Consider the following 19,065-nt stretch of genomic DNA (forward strand, 5'->3'; position numbering starts at 1 on the left):
ATCGGTGATTGTATCAGCGCCGGAAGGCCGTTCTGCCCGTCACGCCCCTGCCTTCCACCACGTCGTAGACGAATCCCGCCGCCAGCCGACCCAGCCGTTGGCGCGGCCGGCCCGGCCATTCCACCACGACATCGTCCAGCGCAGGGGCGGCACCGAGGCCGAAGCTCAGCACGAGTTCCGACTGGGACAGGTAGCTGGACCCCGTCCGTACGAGACGGCTGGCCGTCTGGCCGTTCACGATGCCAGTCACGCGCGTGCCGATCGCGTCCCTGTTGGCGTCCACACCCTTCAGGCGCAGCCGCACGACCCCGCCGCGCGGCGCTGTGTCATTGCGGAAGAGCTGGGCCATGCCGCCGTTGCTGGTGACCACCACGTCGGGGTCGCCGTCGTTGTCGATGTCGGCGAAGGCCGCGCCCCTGCCGATCCGCGGGGCCGCGAAGGCCCCGCCAACCGAGGCGGCGACGTCCTCGAAACGGCCCTGCCTGTTGAGGAAGAGGTGCGGCGCGAACGCACCGCCCGGGGTGCGCGCGAACATCGCGTCGAGCTGCCCGTTGATCACGAGCAGGTCCTGCCAGCCGTCGAGGTTCACGTCGAAGAAGAAGCAGCCCCAGCCGAGCGTCTGGCGCGTGGCGCGGCCGACGGCGTTGCCGGGGGCCGTGTCCACGTACACGCCGGGCTCCTGCGGCACGAACAACCCGAGCATCTCGCCCGAGAAATTGGTGACGGCCACCGACGCGCGGCCGGAATTGTCGACGTCGGCGGCGTCCACGCCCATGCCCGCGCGCGCGCGCCCGTCGTTGCTGAACGCCACGCCGCTCTGGAGGCCGAGTTCGGTGAATGTGCCGTCGTGGTTGTTGCGATAGAGACGGTTGGGCACCGTGTCGTTGGCGATGAAGATGTCAGGCCATCCGTCGCCGTCGTGGTCGAGCACCGTTGCGCCGAGCGCCTTGCCCGTCACGTCGAACAGGCCGGCGCGGGCGGTGATGTCCTCGAATTTCCCGCGGCCCAGGTTGCGGAACAGCCACGATGTGCTGCCGCGATAGGCCTGCGGCGTGCAGTACGTCTTCTGCGTGCCGTTGGCGCTGCAGAACAGGTCGGTGTCGCGCGACCACTGCACGTAGTTGCACACGAGCAGGTCCACGAGGCCGTCGCGATCGACGTCCACCCACACGGCGCACGTGCTGAACCCCTGCCGCCCGCCAAGCCCCGCCTGCGTCGTCACGTCGACGAACCGTGTCCCGCGGTCGTTGCGAAAGAGCGTCACCCCGCCGACGGACGTGAGCACGATGTCGGTCCACCCATCGTTGTCCATGTCCGCCGCCGCCACCCCCATGCCGTAACGCAGGGGCGGGTCGCTGTCCGCCAGGGGTTGAGAGCCATGGCCTCCATCTGACGGGAGCGATGCGCCGGCTTGATCGCCGCGCCGCCGCGCCGCAGGCGTGGGCCCGGTGCCCGGTGCCCGCTGCCCGGTGCCCGCCCGGACTGTCCGGGTGCCGATTGCCGGTTGCCGGTTACCGGCCGACGGCCGCAGGCCGACGCTGTCCGTGACGTCTTCGAACCGTCCCGCACCGTCGTTGCGATACAGCGTGGCGTAGCGACCGCCGCCTCCACCGGGGAACAGCCCGTTCACCAGGAGCAGGTCCTCGTCGCCGTCGTTGTCGTAGTCGAAGAACGCCGCCCCGGCCCCCATCGTCTCGGGCAGGAGCTTGCGTCCCGCGGCGCCGTTGTCGTGTCGCGCGGCGATCCCCGCCTCACGCGTCACGTCGACGAGCACCACCCGCGCCCCCTCCTGCGCCACGAGCACCGCGGCCATACCAACGACAAGAATGCTCCCCAGCACTCCTGGCATCCCCGTCATTCGGCATTCGTCATTCGGCATTTCCCTACTCAGGAATGACAAGTCCCTTGCGCACGGCATACAGCACCAGTTCGGCGGCCTTGTGGACGCCGAGGGTGCTCATCAGGTTGGCGCGATGCACGGCCACCGTGTTCACCGACAGGTTGAGGATCGCGGCGATCTCCTTGTTCGACTTGCCGCGCGCGATGAACTGCAGCACCTGCTTCTCGCGCTGCGTCAGCTTGTCGAACGTGTCGCCGTCATCAGGCGCGTCCTGCTTGTCCCGCAACGCACGAATCAGCACGTGCGAGAGCTCGGGACTCAGGTACTGCTGACCCGCCGCCACGGCACGCACTGCGCGCGTGAGGTCTGTTTCGAGCGCGCTCTTGAGGATGTAGCCCGAGACGCCGGCGTCGAGCGCGCTGCGGACGTACTGCGCGTCGGAATACATGCTCAGGACGAGGATGCGCGTCTCGGGACGCTCGCGCAGGATCTCGCGGGCGGCGTGGATGCCGTTGGCGTCTGGCATCGACATGTCCATCAACACCACGTCGGGACGCTCGCGTCGCGCGAGCGCCACGCCGTCCTGCGCGTTGCCGGCTTCACCGACGACGGCGATGCCTGGCTCTTCCTCGAGAATCCGCCGGAAGCCCTGTCTCACGAGGGCATGGTCATCCACCAGGATTACGCGAACCACGTTTGGCACCTCACATTCCTCACACGGGCCAACCACGCGCGTTGCCCACGGGCACGCGCACCGCGACGCGCGTGCCGCCCAGTGGACTCACGCCTATCCGGAACGACCCGCCGATCAGCGCCGCGCGCTCGCGCATGCTGGTCAGGCCGAGCCCCGGAGACGCCGGTCGCGTCTCCTCCACGCCACGTCCATCATCGTCCACCGTCAGCGTCGCTCCCGTCGCGTCGCGCGTGGCGGTGACCGCCACTTCCGATGCCCCCGAGTGCCGCACCACGTTCGTGAGCGACTCCTGGAGGATGCGATACAAGTGCGTCGCCGTCTCGGGTGGCAGGGTGGCCAGATCACCCGAGGTCGTCACCTCGATCGGCAGCCCCGTCTGCCTCGACACGAGTTCCACGTGCGATCGCAACGCGTGCTCGAAGCCGAAGTCGTCGAGCACCACGGGATGCAGCGCGCGCGACCGTTGCCGGATGCCGTCGAGCACCTGTCCGGCGAGGCCCTGCAACTCCGAGAGCTGTCCCGCCACATCCGCCGACGGCGCCTGCTGCTCCACGTGCCGCTTCGTGCGCGAAAGCCCGAACCCGAGTGCCGTGAGGACCTGTCCGAACTCGTCGTGCAACTCACGCGCGAGGCCGGCCTGCACGTCTTCCTGGAGACGGATCATCTGCCACGACAGTGCGCGACGCGCCGCCGATTCCCGCTCGAGCGCGACGATGCTGCGATGGACCGCGCGCACGACAGTGGCACCGGCGGCGAGCAGCGCAACAACGAGCCCCACCGCCGTCCACAGGATCTGTCGTCGCACCGCGTCGTACACCCCGCGTGCCCGCGCCGTCCCCGCATCGTCGACGCGCGTGTTCTCGATGAGGAGCTGCGACACCTGGTGCGCGAGTTCCGCCTGACGCGATGACGCGTCGGACCTGAAGATCGCCCGGGCATCCGCCTCACGGCCGGCCTTCGCCGCCGCGAATCCGCTGTCGAGCGCCGCCCACAACCGCCGCACCGCCTCTTCGAGCTGGCGCGCCTGCGCTTCCGGCCGTGCCGCCGGTGCCAGTTCGCGCTCGCGCGCGAGTGCCTGATCCAGGTCGACGTGCAGGCGGTCGAACGTCTGCTGCCAGGCCGACAACGGATACGGCTCGCTGCCGTCCGTCATGTCGCGCAGCGTCTCGGTCAGCGTCGTCAGGTTGTTGTCGATGCGAATGAGCTGCAGCGTGTCGAGACGCTGCCGCTCGAGCAACGCCACCTGTTCGTCACGCAGCCCGGCGACCTCGCGTCGCGCGTACAGCGACACGCTGACGACGACGAGCGCCGCCACGAACACGCCGGCCACGAGCCACGCGATCGGGCGGCGTGGCGCGGCGCTGACGGCTGGCGCATCCTCTGTCACGTGTGTCAGTCGTCCTCACGCAAGGGCGGCGGCGAGCCCTCGCATGTAGGACAGCGACTCGAGCATGCCCGACACCGGATCGTCAGCCTTGATCTCGTATTCGAGCGAGACGTGCCCGTTGAACTTCGTGCGCACGAGTTCCCTGAACACTCCCGCCACGTCGAGCACGCCACGGCCCACTTCGACCTGGCTCTCCCGATTGGTCGTGTCGGTGAGGTCCTTGATGTGCAGGTCGAGGAGCCGCGGTCCGGCCTGGCCGACGGCGGCCACGATGTCGGCACCGGCACGTACGGCATGACCGATGTCCATGCACACACCCAAGCGCGGGTCGCGGCCGTCGAGGCGCTTCAGGACGTCCGACGGCGCCGGCCACCACGGATCCTCGGTCCCGTGGTTGTGGATGGCGGCCTTGATGTCGTACGCCTTCACCATCTTCTCGAGCACGTCGAGGGTGTCGGGCGCGGGCGAGCAGACCACGAGGGGCATGCCGGCGGCCTTCGCGTACTCGAAGTCCTTGCGCATCGCCGCCTCGTCAGGCGTCTTCCAGGTGAGCGTCCCGCCGCCCATGATGGTGATGCCCGCGTCGCGGAATCGTTGAGCTCCCGCACGAATCTGCTCGGGTGTGTCGGTGCGGGCGAGATGGACGTCCTTGATGGTGACGTAGCCGACGTTGAGATCTTTCAGCGCCGCGATGGCCTTGTCCTGCGGGAACTTCCGGAGCGAGTACGACGCGACGCCAATCTTGAGCGGCAGCGGACGTCCGGCGGCAGCGGCGGCCGCGCGACCGACGGAGACCATCGACGTCAGCGGCAACGACAATGCGGCACCAGCGGCGTACAGCACCTGCCGACGAGAAAGATCCTTGACGAGGGACACGTAACGCCTCCTTACGGACTGTCGATGGCGGGGCGACCCACCCTTTCGGATGGCGAAGCATAGCCCGAATCTGCTATGCCGTGCCTCCTGACGACCGGTGCCGGTAGGATTGACGAGTTCGATGCCCTCCACGCGACTGCTCTCGTTCACGCTGATGGCGCTCACCGCCGCCAGCCTCGGTTCCGGCCTTCACGGACAGGCGCCCGCCGGTGCCGGCGTGGCATTCACTGACGTCACGACCGCCTCGGGCGTCAGCTTCCGTCATGTGACGGGCGCGTTCGGCCGCAAGTACCTGCCCGAGACGATGGGGTCGGGCGTGGCAGTGCTCGACTTCGACAACGATGGACGCCAGGATCTGTTCTTTGTGAACAGCACCTCGTGGCCGGGACAGCCCGCGGCGCGCAGCCTGCCGGCGCTCTACCGCAACGCCGGAAACGGCCGCTTCACCGACGTCACGCGCGCGGCGGGCCTTGCCACACGCATGTACGGCATGGGCGTCACGGCGGGCGACTACGACAACGACGGGTTCGTCGACCTCTTCGTGACGGGCGTCGGTGGCAATCGCCTCTACCGCAACACCGGCAAGGGTGCGTTCCAGGACGTGACTCAGAAGGCCGGGCTCACGCGCGCCGGCTTCTCCGCGAGCGCGGCGTGGCTCGACTACGACAGGGACGGGCGCCTCGATCTGTTCGTGACCAACTACGTGGAATGGACGGTCGCCACCGACCGACACTGCTCGCTCGACGGCAAGACGAAGTCCTACTGCACGCCGGAGGCCTACAAGGGCGCGACGCCATTCCTGTTCCGGAATCGCGGCAACGGGACGTTCGAGGACGTCACCACGAAGGCGGGCGTGCACGATCCGGCGAGCAAGGGTCTCGGCGTCGCCCTGATCGACTTCAACGCCGACGGCTGGATCGACATCCTGGTCGCCAACGACACGCAGCCCAATCGCCTGTATCGGAACACGGGCAAGGGTACGTTCGTGGACGAGGGCGTCGCGTCGGGCGTGGCGTTCAACGACGCGGGCGTCGCGCGCGCGGGCATGGGCATCGACGCGGCGGACTTCGACGGCACCGGCCGGCAGGGCGTGGTCATCGGCAACTTCTCGAACGAGATGCTGGCGCTCTATCGCAACGAGGGCGACGGACTGTTCGTGGACGAGGCGCCGGCGACCAGTCTCGGCCGCGACTCGCTGCTCACGCTGACGTTCGCGTGCTTCTTCGTGGACATCGACAACGACGGCCTGCTCGACATCTTCGCGGCCAACGGCCATGTCGCCGACGACATCGCCCGGGCGCAGTCGCGCGTGACGTACGCGCAGCCCGCCCACTTGTTCCGTAACATGGGGCGCACGCGCTTCCAGGATCTCGCACGCGCCATTCCCGCACTGGCGCAGCCGATCGTGGGCCGCGGCGCGGCGCACCTCGACATCTACAACGACGGCGACCAGGACCTCGTGATCACCACGAGCAACGGCCCGGCGCGCGTGCTGCGCAACGACTCCCGCGGCGGTCAGGCGCTGCGTCTGTCGCTCGTCGGCGGTCCGTCGAACCGATCGGCGATCGGCGCGGTGGTGCGCGTGACGGCTGGCGGCAGGACGCGCATGGCGATGGTCAAGACGGGCTCCAGTTACCTGTCGCAGAGCGAACTGCCCGTCACGTTCGGGCTCGGACCGGCCACGCGCGTCGAGCAGGTCGAAGTGCGGTGGCCAAACGGCGGCGTCGAACGACTCGGCGCGCAGCAGGCGGGCCAGACGCTCGTGGTCACCGAAGGACGCGGCATCACGGGGCGCGTCCCGTTCCGTCGCTGATGGCCCAATGACTCGAAGCCTCCTGTTCCTCGTTACCGCCGTCACGCTCGGCGTCGCGCTCGCTGCGCAGACGCAGGCACCGCCCCCCTCCGCCGATCGTCGCGAACGCACATGGCAGGCCAATAACCTCGGTGTGGCGTACCTCGAGCAGTTCGACTACGCGAAGGCGGCCGCGCAGTTCGACGCGGCCCTGGCCATCGACGCCGCGTTCACGCCCGCGCGCGTCAACCTCGCGATCGCGCGACTCTACGAACCCGATCTGCCGGCGGCGCTTGCCGCTGCCACTGCCGCCGCTGCCGACCCGACGGCGCCGCCGCACGCGGCGTTCGTGCTGGGACTCATCGCGCGCGCGGAGAACCGTGAGGCCGACGCGGTCGCCGCGTTCCGGCGCGTACTCGCCGCCGACCCCGACGATGTGGCGTCGCTCGTGCACGTGGGCCAGGTGCTCGTGCAGCAGCGCGAATATGCCGAGGCGGTACCACTCTTCACGCGCGCCGTGGCGCTCGAGCCGTACAACGTCTCCGCGCTCTACAACCTCGCCATCGCGCAGACACGCGCCGGACAGCGCGAAGCGAGTGCGGCGACGATGGCCCGATTCCAGGCCTTGCGCGAACACGGCTACGGCACGACGTACTCGAACACGTACCTCGAACAGGGGCGCTACGCGGAGGCGATCGTCTCGACGGGCGCGGAGGCCGACGTGCTGCCCGTCGCCGCGCCGCCGCTGCGTTACGCGACGACGTCGACGGGTGTGGCGTCGCCCGTACTCGCGATGGCCGCCGGCGACGTCGACGGGGATGGATTCAGCGAGGTGATCGTCGTGCGCGACGCCGGCCTCGAGATCCTCCGCACGTCGGCCGGCGCGGCACCCGCGCCCATCCGAGCCACGCCCTGGCCGGTGCCATCCACGCTCGGCGTACGCGGCATCGTCATCGCCGACATCGACAACGATGGCAGGGCCGATCTGCTGCTGCACGGTCGTGCCGGGGTGACCGTGTGGCGACAGAAGGGTGGTGCGTCGACCGACTTCGAAGACGTCACGGCATCGACCACCATCAGAACGACGCTCGACGTGCGTACCGTCGCGCTCGCTGACGTCGATCACGATGGTGACCTCGATCTCGTCCTCGGCGGCGCAACGCGTGACGCGGGCGCCGCGGCGCCGCTCGCGCTGTGGCGGAACAACGGTGACGGCACGTTCGCGGACATCACGACGTCGGCTCTGCCCGATCAAGGTGCCATCGTCGCCGCGGCGATCGTCCCCACCGACGTCGACCTGCGCCGAGACATCGATCTCGTCGTGCTGGGAGGGGACGGGCGCATCAGGTTGTGGCGCAACATGCGCGATGCGACGTTCAGCGAGGTCGGCGCGACGTTCGGTCTCGACGCACTGCCCGCCGCGCGCGCCATCGCCGTCGCGGACTTCACCAAGGACGGATTTCCCGACATCGCGATCGCCACGGCCGCCGGCGACGGTGTGATGGCCGTCGGCTCCGCGCGCAACACGTTCTCGTCGCGGCCTGTCGCAACGATGCCGCGCGGGACCGTCGCACTCCAGGCCGGCGACGTCGACAGCGACGGCCTGCTGGATCTCGTCGCCGTCACCACCGACGGTATCAGCCCGCTGCGCCAGCACGCCGCCGGCGCGTTCGAACCTGTCGCGCAGGAAGTGCTGGCAGGCGCGTCAGCTCTCGTCCTGCTGGATGCCGACAGATCCGGCACCCTCGATCTCCTCTCGCTGCGCGACACGACTCTCGCCCTGCACACATCGAGCGGCCCGAGCAGGGGCTTCCGCGTGACGACGAAAGGCCAGGTGAGCAATCGCAGCGGCGTGGGCGCGAAGGTGGAGATGCGCGCGGGCAGCCTGTGGCAGAAGGTCGAAACGACAGCGGCGTCACCTGCCGTGACGCCCGCCGATCTCCTCTTCGGTATCGGCGCGCGATCGGCCGTCGACGTGGTTCGCGTACTGTGGCCGTCGGGTGTGGTGCAGGCCGAGCCCATCACGCCAACCCTCACGACGGCTGGCGCTCTGACGGTCGTCGAACTCGATCGCAAGCCCTCGTCCTGTCCGTACCTGTTCACGTGGAATGGCGACGGGTTCGAGTTCATCACCGACTTCCTCGGCGGCGGCGAGATGGGTTACCAGGCGAGCCCCGGCGTGTACGCAACACCCGATCCCGAGGAGTTCGTGCGCATCAGGGGCGACCAGCTTCGCGCACGCGACGGACGCTTCGAACTGCGCGTGACCAACGAGCTCGAAGAGACGCTGTTTCTCGATCACCTGTCGCTCATCGCCGTGGACCACCCGGAAGGCACCGACGTCTTTCCGCTCGAGGGACTCGTGTCGGCGCCGCAGCCGGGACTTCGCATGGCCACCGTGCGCAATCCCCGCCCAGCCGTGCACATCGTCGACGCCGCGGGACGCGACGCCTCGTCCGAAGCTGCGCGCACGGACCGTCGCTACGTGGACGGCCTGCCGTTGCTGCCGATCCGCGGCTACGCGCAGCCACACGCCGTGACGATCGACCTCGGTGCCGCGACACCCGCGCAGGGCGCCGTGCTGCTCCTCACCGGCTGGACCGACTACGCCTTCTCCAGCGACAACATCGCCGCTGCGCAGGCCGGGCATGCCCTGCAGCCGCCCGCACTCCAGGTTCGCGATGGCAACGGCGAATGGACCACGACGATCGCCGAGATCGGCGTGCCCGTCGGTCGTCCGCAGACGATCGTCGTGGACCTGTCCGATCGGTTCCCGTCGGCGTCGCGCGAGGTCCGCATCACGACGAGCATGCGCGTGTACTGGGATCACATCGCAGTCGCGACGCGCGTGGCGGACGCCCGCGTCGTCACGACGCGCCTGCCCGCGGCTGCGGCCGACCTGCGATGGCGCGGCTTCTCCGCGATGGTGTCGGCGCAGGAACCCCTGACCTTCGACTACGCGCGCGTGACGCCCGACGCGCCGTGGAAGCAGATGCCGGGCCGGTATACGCGCGAAGGCGACGTGCGCGACCTGTTGTCGGCGGTCGACGATCGATTCGTGATCTCGCGGCCGGGCGATGAAGTGGCGCTGGCGTTCGCGGCCGATGGACTGCCGCCACTGCCCGCGGGATTGACGCGCACGTTCCTGCTGCACGGCGACGGATTCAGCCGTGAGATGGACATCAATTCGGCCAATCCCGACTCGGCGTGGCCGCTGCCCTCGCGTGGTCCCGTGCGTGCGTCGACGGCCCGCGTCGATGACCCCGACTGGATGGTGCAGCACAACACGCGCGTCGTCTCGCGCCAGGTGCCGCGCCTCGCCGGAGTGCCGCGATGACCGCGCGCCTGCGCTATGCGGTGGCCGCGTGTCAGACGGACCTCCCCAACCCGCGGACGCGCGACGAGATGCGCGCCAGCACGGATCGCATCGTCGCGCTCATCGACGCGGCCGTCGCCGGCAGCCAGCCCTTCCTTCCCGTGCGGCTCGTCGTGTTCCCTGAATTCGCGCACGCGGCGCCGGTCTATCCGCGCGTGGAGACGCTCGCCGAGAAGCTCGCCGTCTCGATCCCGAACGAGCACACGGATCGACTCGCCGAGCGGGCGCGCCGCCACGACATCTACATCCAGAGCGGCTCGATGCTGGAGGTCGACGCGCGCTGGCCCGGCGTGGTGTTCAACACGACGTGCCTCATCGGTCCGGGCGGTATCCTGACGCGCTATCGCAAGGTGAATCCGTGGATCCCCTTCGAGGTCCACGCGAGTCCGCACGACATCCCGGACTACGACGAGCCGCTCTTCCCCGTGGCAGACACGCCCATCGGCCGCCTCGGCTGCGCGATCTGCTACGACTGGCTGTTTCCCGAAGCCATCCGCCAACTGGCCGCCAACGGCGCCGAGGTGCTGATCCGCGTCTCCGCATACATGGATCCATGGGGTGCGACCGAGCCGATGAACTGGTGGACGCTCGTCAACCGCACGCGCGCGATCGAGAACATGGCGTACGTGGTAGCGGCCAATCAGGGCGCGAGCCTCGCGCACTATCCGCCGTATTCCTGGCCCGGCGGGAGCCAGGTGGTCGACTTCGACGGGCGCCTGCTTGCGGATGCCTCTCCGGGACCCGGTGAACGGATCGTGGTGGCGCCAATCGACATCGACGCACTGCGCCACGAGCGGGCCACGCGCATCGGACATCACATGCTGGCGCACCTGCGTTCGTCGGCCTATCCCGTGTACCGGCAGGACGGCTTCCCGCCCGCCGGCATCGCGTCACCGATCACCTACGCGTTGAACGAAGCCCGCACCCGCGGCAGGCGCGGGACGGTGTAGCCGCCGGATTTCATCCGGCGGACCATCATCACTGACTGCCGGACAAAGTCCGGCAGCTACATCGTGGTGAAGTCCGGCATCTATCCAGCCACGCGGTAGATCGTGTCGTCGGTGCAGACGGTCATCGCGCCGTCGAGGTGATCGAACGCGACGCCGATCAGGCCGGCGCCGCTCAGCACCGCGGTGCGCGTGCCATCGGCGTCGACGCGATAGACGAGGCTGTCGCCGGCCAGCGCATCGACGACGTGCAGGACTCCGTGCCGATCGAACGCGACGCCCTGTGGCCTGCCGAAGCCATCGAGCCAGCGCTCGACCGTGCCGTCGGGACTCACGCGATACAAGGCATCCGACGAACTGAGCGTCGGCGCAGACACGATGAGCACGTCATCGGGCGCCACCGCGAGATGGAACGCGGCAACGCTCGGCGGGATCGACGCGAGCACCGCGGGATGGCCGTCGCGATCGAGCCGATGGATGGTGCCAGACCGATCGCCCACCAGCAGGTGGCCGGTACTCGTGAACGCCAGGCCGAACGCGGCGCCAAGACCGTCGGCGAACTTCGTCGGCGTTCCTTCCGGCGACACGCGTGTGACGCTGCCTTCGAAGCGGTTCGACACGTAGAGTTCGCCATCGGGTCCGAACGCCAGCGACGTCGCGTTGCCGAGTCCCGCCGCGAAGGGTTCGCGCGCGCCATCCGCACTCACGCGGAACACGGACACGGGTGTCTGCTGCCCACGCTGACCGCTCAGCGTGGTGTAGAGACGTCCGTCGCCGTCGTACACGGGGCTGTCCACCTGGTGGACGCCGGTGGCGAGCACCGACCCGACGGTGACGTAGGGCGTCGATCCTTCGAGGCCCTCGATCGCGACCGGTTGGCGTCCACCGGGCACCTCTCCCGGCACGTCGACCACGAGCACGCGAGACGAGGCCCGCACGACGCGCACCGGTACGCTCCCGAGCGTCACGCCGGGCACGTGGCCGGGCCGCACGTCGAATCCCTGTCCCTTGACGATGAGACGGCCGCCAGGCACGACGGCCATGGGTTCGACTCGCTGAATCTCCGCACGCGCCATCCCAGCAGAATTCCAGAATCGAGCGAATCCCACAACCTCGTACGGCCGTCGTGCGGTCAGGGCCTGACGATGCGGCGGGCACCGGCGTAGCGATCGGACCAGTACGCGGCGTCGAGGCGATCGACGCGGACACGGCTGCGCGCGTTGGGCGCGTGGATGAAGGTGCCGTGCCCGGTGGCGATACCCACGTGCGAGATGCGACGGCCTTCCGTGCGGAAGAAGACGAGGTCGCCCGCCTCCAGGTCGCGCGACCGCAGCGAGCGCCCCGCGTCGAACTGCGACTCGGCCGTCCTCGGCAGGGCGATCCCTGCCTGCCGGTAGAGGTATTGCACGAAACCGCTGCAGTCGAATCCCGTCGGGTCGCCCCCGCCGGCACGGTACGCGACTCCGGTGTAGGTCCGTGCCTCGGCGGCAATGGTCGCCCCGCGCGCCGCGCTGCCAGGCGGCATGACGAGGGCGCGCGGCGCACCTGATGAGGCACACGCACCGGCGCTCGTCGCAAGCAGCAGTACGAGGGCGAGGCGTCGGAGGTCCACGAAGTCGCTATCGGGCACAGGGGCGCAACCCATTAGAGGCGGAGGGCTTACGGCCTGGGCGGGCGGGGCACGCCCGGGCTCCTATGGGAAGGGAGCGCGTGTCTTGACACTCCGAAACGGGCTCGGCCAGACTACGGGACAGTACCGTCGCAGCCGTCAGTAAACGCCGCCTATGGAGCAGACACTGCTTCTCAACGCGACGTGGGAACCTCTCAAGGTCGTCAACTGGCAGAAGGCACTCACGCTGTGGTGCCAGGGCAAGGTCGAGGTCGTGGCCAGTTACGACCGGGAAGTTCACTCCGTCTCGCTGAGTTTTCGCCTTCCGTCGGTCATCCGCCTGTTGAGGCGGATACGCATCAGGCGGGCCATCGATGATGTGCCCTTCTCGCGCGCGAACATCTACGCCCGCGATCATTGCACCTGCCAGTATTGCGGCGTGCGCCATTCGGCCGCCGACCTCACCTTCGATCACGTCGTGCCAGTTGCCCAGGGCGGTCGCAAGAACTGGGACAACATCGTCGCCGCGTGCGTGACGTGCAACCGGAGGAAGGGCGGACGCACGCCCGAGCAGGCCGGCATGACGCTCATCCGCACCCCGAAGCGGCCGTCGAAGGCGCCCGCAGTGCGCCTGACGATCGGCCTCCGCCACACGCCGGACAGCTGGCGCGACTACCTGTACTGGAACGTCGCCCTTGACGAAACGTAGGTCAGGACCGACGACCGGCAACCGATCACATCCTGCCTGCGCCTGCATTCCCGGCATTCGGCATCGCGACATTCCCGTGCCCGCCTACGCAGCGCACGTGGGGACGACGGGCTGCCGGGCGCGGCTGAAGTCGCGGACGACGAGGTCGGCGTCGGTGAACAGGGCGCGACCCGGCGGTTCTTTCAGCGGTTCGACCGGCACGGTGGGTTCCGTCGGCTGGTCCGCCAGCACGTCGACGTAGCGCTGCGGATACGACGCGTCCCTGAACGTCGTGCCGACAACCTGCCCGTGCCGTGCCACGAGGGTGGCGAAATCGTGCTGCACCACCTCCAACACGTCAGCGCATGGTGACGTATCGAGATAGGCTCGAACGAGATCCCGCACGTCGTCGAAGAACTGCGGCGGATGCGCGCGGTGATCGGCCGTGCCGTCTGGTCGCGTGAGGAGACGCAGGCCGCTCGCATCAGGCGCGATGTGATACAGCTCGTGAACCACCGTGTCGAGACGCCCCACCCACGGCGGCAACCCCGGATAGCGTTCGCGCTTGCGACGGCTCACCTGATCGGAGAAGCGCGGGAGCGCCACCGAAATCATGTAGTCGATGGGCGTGTCCTGTATCACTACGCGCGGTGAGCGCGTGACAAACCACGGAGACCGGCGCGTGAGTGCGCCGGTCTCGGCATCCGCCCAGTAGTAATACCCCGGCTCGCTCGCCGGCAGCGTGAGGCAATGACACGTCGCATTGGGCCCATCGGCACCCGACCGGCCACGCCGCGCGAAGACCAGCGTGCGCTCGGTCTGCACATGCGCCATCGCCGGCACGCGCGACACGATGTCGGCGACGAGCGTGGAAAGCGCGTGAGTGAAATGGAACATCGCTGTCAGCGAATCGGCCTGGCGGAACGCAACATGAAACACTTGCCCTGCCCGGCGGGTCAAGCGTCGGGTGTCGTCGGCGGCAACGGTCGAGGTTCCGTGCTGTCGGGCTGCGTGGCCTGAGGCGGCGCGACGTTCGCGTCTTCAGACGTGGCTGGCACGTCGGGAGTTTCCACGGCCGAGTCCGGCGCGGGCGCCGCGGGCGCCGCGGGCACCGTCGTCACGCTGTCGGTGGGCGGCACCGGCGCACCGCGCCTGCCCATGCGCGCGAGGATGAGTTGCTGACGACGACGCAGTCGCGGCGGCGGATCGGCCGGGCTGTAGCGGTTGGGATTGATGAGCGCACCGGCGAGCAGCGCCGCTTCTGACGCCGAGAGGCTCGCCGCCGACTTGCGAAAGTAGCGCCGGCTCGCCGCTTCGGCCCCCCACGTGCCGCCACCCCATTCGGCCACGTTGAGGTAGAGCTCGAGGATGCGCTGCTTGGTGAGCAGGCGCTCGAGCCTGTGCGTAATCATCAACTCACGCAACTTGCGCAGCGGATCCTGCGACGGCGGCAGGTAGAGGTTCTTCGCCAGTTGCTGCGTGATCGTCGAACCGCCCCTCACGATCTCGCCCTTGGCGAGGCTGGTCTCCAGCGACTCCATGATCGCGTCGAGCTCGATGCCATCGTGATTCCAGAATCCGCTGTCCTCGGCCGTCAGCACCGCACGCTTCAGCGTCTGGGCGATCCGGCCATACGGCACGAAACGGTAGTCGCGCGCGTCGGGCCGCCCCTCGGCGTGCGCCTGACGCGCGCGCATGCGCATGAATGCGGTGTCGGCGGGTGGCGCGCCGATGAGCGGCCGCACATCGGGCACCGTGAGCGCGAGATAGCCGAGAAAGAGGACGCCCGCGGCGATGGTGCCCGTGAGCCACTGCCCTGCCGTGCGCAGGGGAGATGACCGCTTCGGCGCGCGGGACGAACGGCGGCGGGGCGCGGCCATCGGCGTGACGAGCAGTATATGTCGCCCGCATCACGGGGTCCGGGGTGAGACGGGCACTCTCGTACAATTCCGCGGATGACCGCCCCGGCGCCCGTGCCTGAGGAGATCGCCCACGACGGGGTGACCAGCGCGATGCTCCGTCATCGCCGCGCGCTCTCCACGGGCGTACTGGTGGCACTCGCGGTGATGAGCCTGTGGGGGGTCGTGGCGCTCGTGCAGGCACGCACGAAGCCGACGCTGGGCCTCCAGATGAATCGCGAGCGTTCGACGATGCTCGGGCGGTCAGATCCATCCGCCTCAGTCGTCGTCAAGGCGGTGCGCGCCGGTGGCGCCGCCGCGTCCGCGGACATCAGGCCCGGAGATCGGGTCATCGCCGTCGACGGGATCGCGACGTCGGAGTCGCGCGACCTGATGGCCGTCCACGACAGGCTGCGCGTCGGCGACACCGTGACGTTCGACGTCGAACGCGCCGGCGTGCGGCTGACGCGACAGCTCACCGCGACGCCCGTCCTCGAGACACGCCGGCAGTGGTGGGGCGTCGCCCTGCGCCTGCTCGTGGTCTTCGCGCTGTTCCTGGGCATCCCCGCCGTGGTCTTCAAGTGGCGGCCCGACGACCCGCGTGCGCTGCTCTTCATGCTGTTCGGCTCGACGCTGGGCCTCTCGATGCTGAACTTCTCGGTGCCGGGCCTCAGCCAGCCGCCAGAGACGGTGATGCCGGTACCCGACGCGTTCACGCGCTTCAACCTGGCCTCGCTCGCGATCACGTACGCGTGCGGGCTGGTCATCAACCCGACGCTCCTGCACTTCCTCGCACTGTTCCCACAGCCACGCCTCGCACCGCGTACGCTCGGTCGCGTGCTGCGCCTGACGTACCTCGTGCCGACGCTGATGTGCTCGATCGCCGTGCCCGCGATCGTCGTCATCGCGCTGCAGGCGCTCGCCCGCCCGACGCGCCCCATCGTCGGATTCGCCGTGGCGGCCGTGGCAGGCGGCGCGGCGGTGGCAGTCTGGCGAGGACGTCTTCGCGGCCTGATGTGGCGAGACCGCCTGTTCGACCACGCGCAGTGGCTCGCGGCGGCGACATCGCTGGCCTACATCGCCGCCTTCACCGCGCTCGTCGTGGCCATCGGCATCCGGTGGCCCCAGGCGGCGGGCGTCGTCGTGGGTGCGCTGGTCGTCTGTGCCGTGCTCCTGTTCACGCTCGGGATCGGCGCGGCATACCCGGTCGCCTGCGGGATCGCGATGTGGCGATCGTGGCGGCACAGCTCGGAGGACGTGCGCCGGCAGATTCGCTGGCCGCTCGTGAGCGTGACGCTCGCGTTGGGCAGCGCGCTCGTGCTCGCGCTGCTCTCGCTGTCGCTCTCGTTCTCGTCGGGCTACGCGCCGCCGCCGTGGCTCTTCCCGCTGTTCGAGATCTCGACGTGGGTGGCGTACTCGGTGATCCCGCTCGCGTTCGCCGCCGCGGTACTGCGTTTCGGGTTGATGGACATCCGCTTCATCATCCGCCTGACGTTCTTCTACCTGCTGACGACGGCGAGCGTGTACGTGGGGATGGCCGCCATCGTGCTGTTCATCGCGACAACGCTCGGCGAAGCGCTGCACAGCAGCAGGATCGTGACGATCCTGATCACGCTGCTGGCGACATCGGCCCTCGAACCGCTCCGTCGACGCGTGCAGCGGCGTGTCGACAAGCACTTCTACCAGCGCACCCCTGACCCGGTCGGCGTCCTGGCGCGCCACCGACAGGAGCTGCGCTCGGTGTCGCGGCGCGATGATCTCGAACGGAGTCTCGTGCTCGCGCTGCAGGAGGCGATGCCGCACGCGCCCACGTACGTGTTCCGCCGGCGTGAGGATCAGTCGTCGTTTGTCACCGCTCATTCGCCGGATCCGACAGCGCGCGATGCGTTCGCCGTCCTTCCGTTCCTCACGCAGCGCGCGCCGGGCCTCATGGGGCCGACGATGCTCGCCGAGGTGTCGATGGGCGTCACGGAGGCGGAGACATGGGAGCAGTTCGGCATCGAGACGCTGCTGCCCGTGCGGCAGGGCGACGCGATCCCTGTCGTGCTCGGCCTCGGGCGCAAGCGGTCAGACGACTCGTGGCACGAGCGCGACATGGAAGTCCTGTCGTCGCTCGCGGCGCAGACGTCGATGGTACTGGCGGACATGGAAGCCCGCCAGCACGGTGCGTCGATGAAGGAAGCTTTCGACAACCAGCGCGCGCTGCTGCCGCAGCAGTTGCCGCAGCCTGACGCATGGTCGCTCGCCGGCGCGTGGCATCCCGCGCTCGCCGTGGGCGGCGACTACTACGACGCGTGGAGGCTGTCCGACGATGCGATCGCCGTGTGCGTGGCGGACGTGGCGGGCAAGGGTCTCGCGGCGTCGCTCGTCATGGCCAACCTGCAGGCTACGGTCAAGGCACTCGCGGGCCCCGACGTGAGTCCCGCCGATCTCTGCACCCGCGTCAACGAAACGCTTGCGTCAAACCTGCGCAGGGGACGCTTCGTCACGTTCTTCTATGGCGTGCTGCGGATCTCGACAGGGGATCTGCGATACGCCAACGCGGGTCACAATCCGCCGGTACTCGCCACCGAGGGTGTGGTGCACGAACTCGGGCTCGGCGACCCGGGTCTGGGCCTGTTGCGGCGTCACCACTACAGGGACGCGCACGTACGGCTCGGCAACGACGCGCGCCTGCTGCTGTACACCGACGGCGTCACCGACGGGCACAGTCCGGACGGCGAGGACTTCGGGATGGGGCGCCTGCTCGATCTCGTCGATCGCCCGCACACGAGCGCCGGGCAACTGCGCGACGACGTCCTGTCTGCCATCGCCGCCTGGACGCAGGGTCAGTTCGACGATGACGTCACGCTGCTGGCAGTGGTCGCCCGTCAGGGCCAGCCGGCCCACTTCCAGTCACAGAAGATCCGGCTTCCGTGATCTAGCGCTTCGACTTGCCGCCGAAGTACGACGGGATCACCATGCTCCGCATCGTCTGCAGGCCGGCGGGGGCGGTGAGCACCTTCGGGATCGAATTGACGGTGATCGCCGCTGTCGCGATGTCGCCATGGACGCCGCCGTCGATGCGCATCGTCAGGTCGGGCACGCCCTTCACGATCGTCGCGTCGTAGGACTTCGGCGCACCAAGGTACGCCTCCATGTGCAGCGTGATGCGCGCCTGTCCGTCCTTGTCGTAGCCCGTGCCCGTCTGCACGATGCCGGCGACCTGCCCCTTCTTCACCGTCAGAAACTGACTCGACGTCGTCTTGGTGGCGATCTTCGGGCCGATCACGTCGGTGATGGTCTCCAGCTTCCAGCCCATTGCGTCGGCGATCATCGCCACCGACTCGGTGAGCCCCACATGACGCACCGAGCCGCCCTTCACCTTCTCGGCGAACTGTTCCGGCGTGAGCCCGGCACCAATCTTCTGCTGGAAGGGCAACCGGCGAATCGACGCGTCCTGGATGCGCTCGACGCGAATCGCGTCAACGCGCTCGCACACGCCGGTGAGCGTGATCGGCAGTGCATCCATCGTGAAACCGGGATTGACGCCCGTGCCGAGCACCGCCACCTTTGCCTTGCGCGCGATCGCGTCGATCTTCTTCGCGAGGCGCGTGTTCGAGAACCACGGATACGCGAGCTCCTCGGTGGTCGACACGATGGGCAGCCCGCAGGCCGCCACGTCGGCGATCTGATCGGCGACCTTCGCGAGCGACGAGCTCGTGCAGAGCACCACCACGTCGGGCTTGCCCGCCCTGACCGCGGCACTCAGCTTCCCGTCCACCTTGACGCCGATCCTGCGGTCGAGACCAGCCACCTCTCCCACGTCCTTGCCGATCTTCGCCGGATCGAGATCGACGGCCCCGACGATCCTGAGGCCCTTCCGGGCCGCGCACATGCGAACTACACCAACGCCGATGGGACCGAGCCCCACATGCAGGATACGAATGGCCATGACCGGGAAGACTCCTGAGGGCGG

14 protein-coding genes are annotated in these 19,065 nt (G+C 68.9%); 5 read left to right on the forward strand and 9 right to left on the reverse strand.

Translation table 11 applies throughout. The annotated features are described in order from the left end of the window. Nucleotides 1-13: 13 nt before the first annotated feature. The 4 genes from IT182_18615 to IT182_18630 are packed head-to-tail and all read right to left on the reverse strand — an operon-like array spanning nucleotide 14 to nucleotide 4,797. Nucleotides 14-1,849 (reverse strand): CRTAC1 family protein, encoded by a 1,836-nt coding sequence (locus IT182_18615; GenBank protein MCC6165362.1) that lies wholly within the window; start codon nucleotides 1,847-1,849, stop codon nucleotides 14-16. 34 nt (nucleotides 1,850-1,883) lie between these two features. Beyond that, nucleotides 1,884-2,543: a response regulator transcription factor gene (locus tag IT182_18620; protein MCC6165363.1), complete on the reverse strand. Its 660-nt coding sequence runs from the start codon at nucleotides 2,541-2,543 to the stop codon at nucleotides 1,884-1,886. Nucleotides 2,544-2,553: 10 nt separating this feature from the next. Further along, on the reverse strand, nucleotides 2,554-3,921 hold the full coding sequence (locus IT182_18625) for a sensor histidine kinase (GenBank protein ID MCC6165364.1): 1,368 nt from the start codon (nucleotides 3,919-3,921) through the stop codon (nucleotides 2,554-2,556). Nucleotides 3,922-3,936: 15 nt separating this feature from the next. Beyond that, nucleotides 3,937-4,797, reverse strand: coding sequence for a sugar phosphate isomerase/epimerase (locus tag IT182_18630; protein ID MCC6165365.1), 861 nt, complete (start codon nucleotides 4,795-4,797; stop codon nucleotides 3,937-3,939). Between the two features lie 121 nt (nucleotides 4,798-4,918). Between IT182_18630 and IT182_18635 the strand changes: the two genes are divergently transcribed. Genes IT182_18635 through IT182_18645 form a run of 3 tightly spaced genes read left to right on the forward strand, consistent with a single transcriptional unit; the run spans nucleotide 4,919 to nucleotide 10,915 of the window. Next, the gene (locus IT182_18635) at nucleotides 4,919-6,610 is read left to right on the forward strand and encodes a CRTAC1 family protein (protein MCC6165366.1); all 1,692 of its coding nucleotides are present in this window, start codon (nucleotides 4,919-4,921) and stop codon (nucleotides 6,608-6,610) included. Between the two features lie 7 nt (nucleotides 6,611-6,617). Then, nucleotides 6,618-9,926, forward strand: coding sequence for a VCBS repeat-containing protein (locus tag IT182_18640; GenBank protein ID MCC6165367.1), 3,309 nt, complete (start codon nucleotides 6,618-6,620; stop codon nucleotides 9,924-9,926). Further along, nucleotides 9,923-10,915, forward strand: a complete 993-nt coding sequence (locus IT182_18645; GenBank protein ID MCC6165368.1) for a nitrilase — start codon at nucleotides 9,923-9,925, stop codon at nucleotides 10,913-10,915. Before IT182_18640 ends, IT182_18645 begins: the two co-directional genes overlap by 4 nt. Nucleotides 10,916-10,995: 80 nt before the next feature. On the opposite strand, the gene IT182_18650 is transcribed toward IT182_18645, so the two are convergent. Next, a complete protein-coding gene (locus IT182_18650; GenBank protein ID MCC6165369.1) occupies nucleotides 10,996-11,955 on the reverse strand; it encodes a gluconolaconase in 960 nt (319 codons plus the stop codon). An 89-nt stretch (nucleotides 11,956-12,044) separates the two neighbouring features. Further along, on the reverse strand, nucleotides 12,045-12,524 hold the full coding sequence (locus tag IT182_18655) for a C40 family peptidase (protein ID MCC6165370.1): 480 nt from the start codon (nucleotides 12,522-12,524) through the stop codon (nucleotides 12,045-12,047). A gap of 172 nt (nucleotides 12,525-12,696) precedes the next feature. On the opposite strand from IT182_18655, the gene IT182_18660 reads away from it, so the two are divergent. After that, nucleotides 12,697-13,230: an HNH endonuclease gene (locus IT182_18660; protein MCC6165371.1), complete on the forward strand. Its 534-nt coding sequence runs from the start codon at nucleotides 12,697-12,699 to the stop codon at nucleotides 13,228-13,230. A gap of 84 nt (nucleotides 13,231-13,314) precedes the next feature. Here IT182_18660 and IT182_18665 read toward each other — a convergent pair whose 3' ends face one another. Both IT182_18665 and mtgA read right to left on the reverse strand, forming a co-directional pair. Continuing rightward, complete coding sequence (locus IT182_18665) at nucleotides 13,315-14,106, reverse strand: hypothetical protein (protein ID MCC6165372.1); 792 nt, start codon at nucleotides 14,104-14,106, stop codon at nucleotides 13,315-13,317. A gap of 59 nt (nucleotides 14,107-14,165) precedes the next feature. Beyond that, on the reverse strand, nucleotides 14,166-15,089 hold the full coding sequence (gene mtgA / locus IT182_18670; protein ID MCC6165373.1) for a monofunctional biosynthetic peptidoglycan transglycosylase: 924 nt from the start codon (nucleotides 15,087-15,089) through the stop codon (nucleotides 14,166-14,168). 75 nt (nucleotides 15,090-15,164) lie between these two features. Here mtgA and IT182_18675 point away from each other — a divergent pair, with 75 nt between their 5' ends. Beyond that, nucleotides 15,165-18,026 (forward strand): SpoIIE family protein phosphatase, encoded by a 2,862-nt coding sequence (locus IT182_18675; GenBank protein MCC6165374.1) that lies wholly within the window; start codon nucleotides 15,165-15,167, stop codon nucleotides 18,024-18,026. A gap of 1 nt (nucleotide 18,027) precedes the next feature. Here the strand turns inward: IT182_18675 and IT182_18680 are convergent, their stop codons facing one another. Then, nucleotides 18,028-19,041 carry a dihydrodipicolinate reductase gene (locus IT182_18680; GenBank protein MCC6165375.1) on the reverse strand — a complete coding sequence of 338 codons (1,014 nt, stop codon included), beginning with the start codon at nucleotides 19,039-19,041 and terminating at the stop codon, nucleotides 18,028-18,030. Nucleotides 19,042-19,065: the final 24 nt, after the last annotated feature.

The organism is Acidobacteriota bacterium (genome assembly GCA_020845575.1).
Taxonomy (GTDB): Bacteria; Acidobacteriota; Vicinamibacteria; order Vicinamibacterales; family Vicinamibacteraceae; genus Luteitalea.

Coding starts and splice junctions, on each gene's coding strand:
- IT182_18615 (MCC6165362.1), bottom strand. CDS start 1,849: ATGCCAGGAGTGCTGGGGAGCATTCTTGTCGTTGGTATGGCCGCGGTG.
- IT182_18635 (MCC6165366.1), top strand. CDS start 4,919: ATGCCCTCCACGCGACTGCTCTCGTTCACGCTGATGGCGCTCACCGCC.
- IT182_18640 (MCC6165367.1), top strand. CDS start 6,618: ATGACTCGAAGCCTCCTGTTCCTCGTTACCGCCGTCACGCTCGGCGTC.
- IT182_18645 (MCC6165368.1), top strand. CDS start 9,923: ATGACCGCGCGCCTGCGCTATGCGGTGGCCGCGTGTCAGACGGACCTC.
- IT182_18650 (MCC6165369.1), bottom strand. CDS start 11,955: ATGGCCGTCGTGCCTGGCGGCCGTCTCATCGTCAAGGGACAGGGATTC.
- IT182_18660 (MCC6165371.1), top strand. CDS start 12,697: ATGGAGCAGACACTGCTTCTCAACGCGACGTGGGAACCTCTCAAGGTC.
- IT182_18665 (MCC6165372.1), bottom strand. CDS start 14,106: ATGTTCCATTTCACTCACGCGCTTTCCACGCTCGTCGCCGACATCGTG.
- mtgA (MCC6165373.1), bottom strand. CDS start 15,089: ATGGCCGCGCCCCGCCGCCGTTCGTCCCGCGCGCCGAAGCGGTCATCT.
- IT182_18675 (MCC6165374.1), top strand. CDS start 15,165: ATGACCGCCCCGGCGCCCGTGCCTGAGGAGATCGCCCACGACGGGGTG.
- IT182_18680 (MCC6165375.1), bottom strand. CDS start 19,041: ATGGCCATTCGTATCCTGCATGTGGGGCTCGGTCCCATCGGCGTTGGT.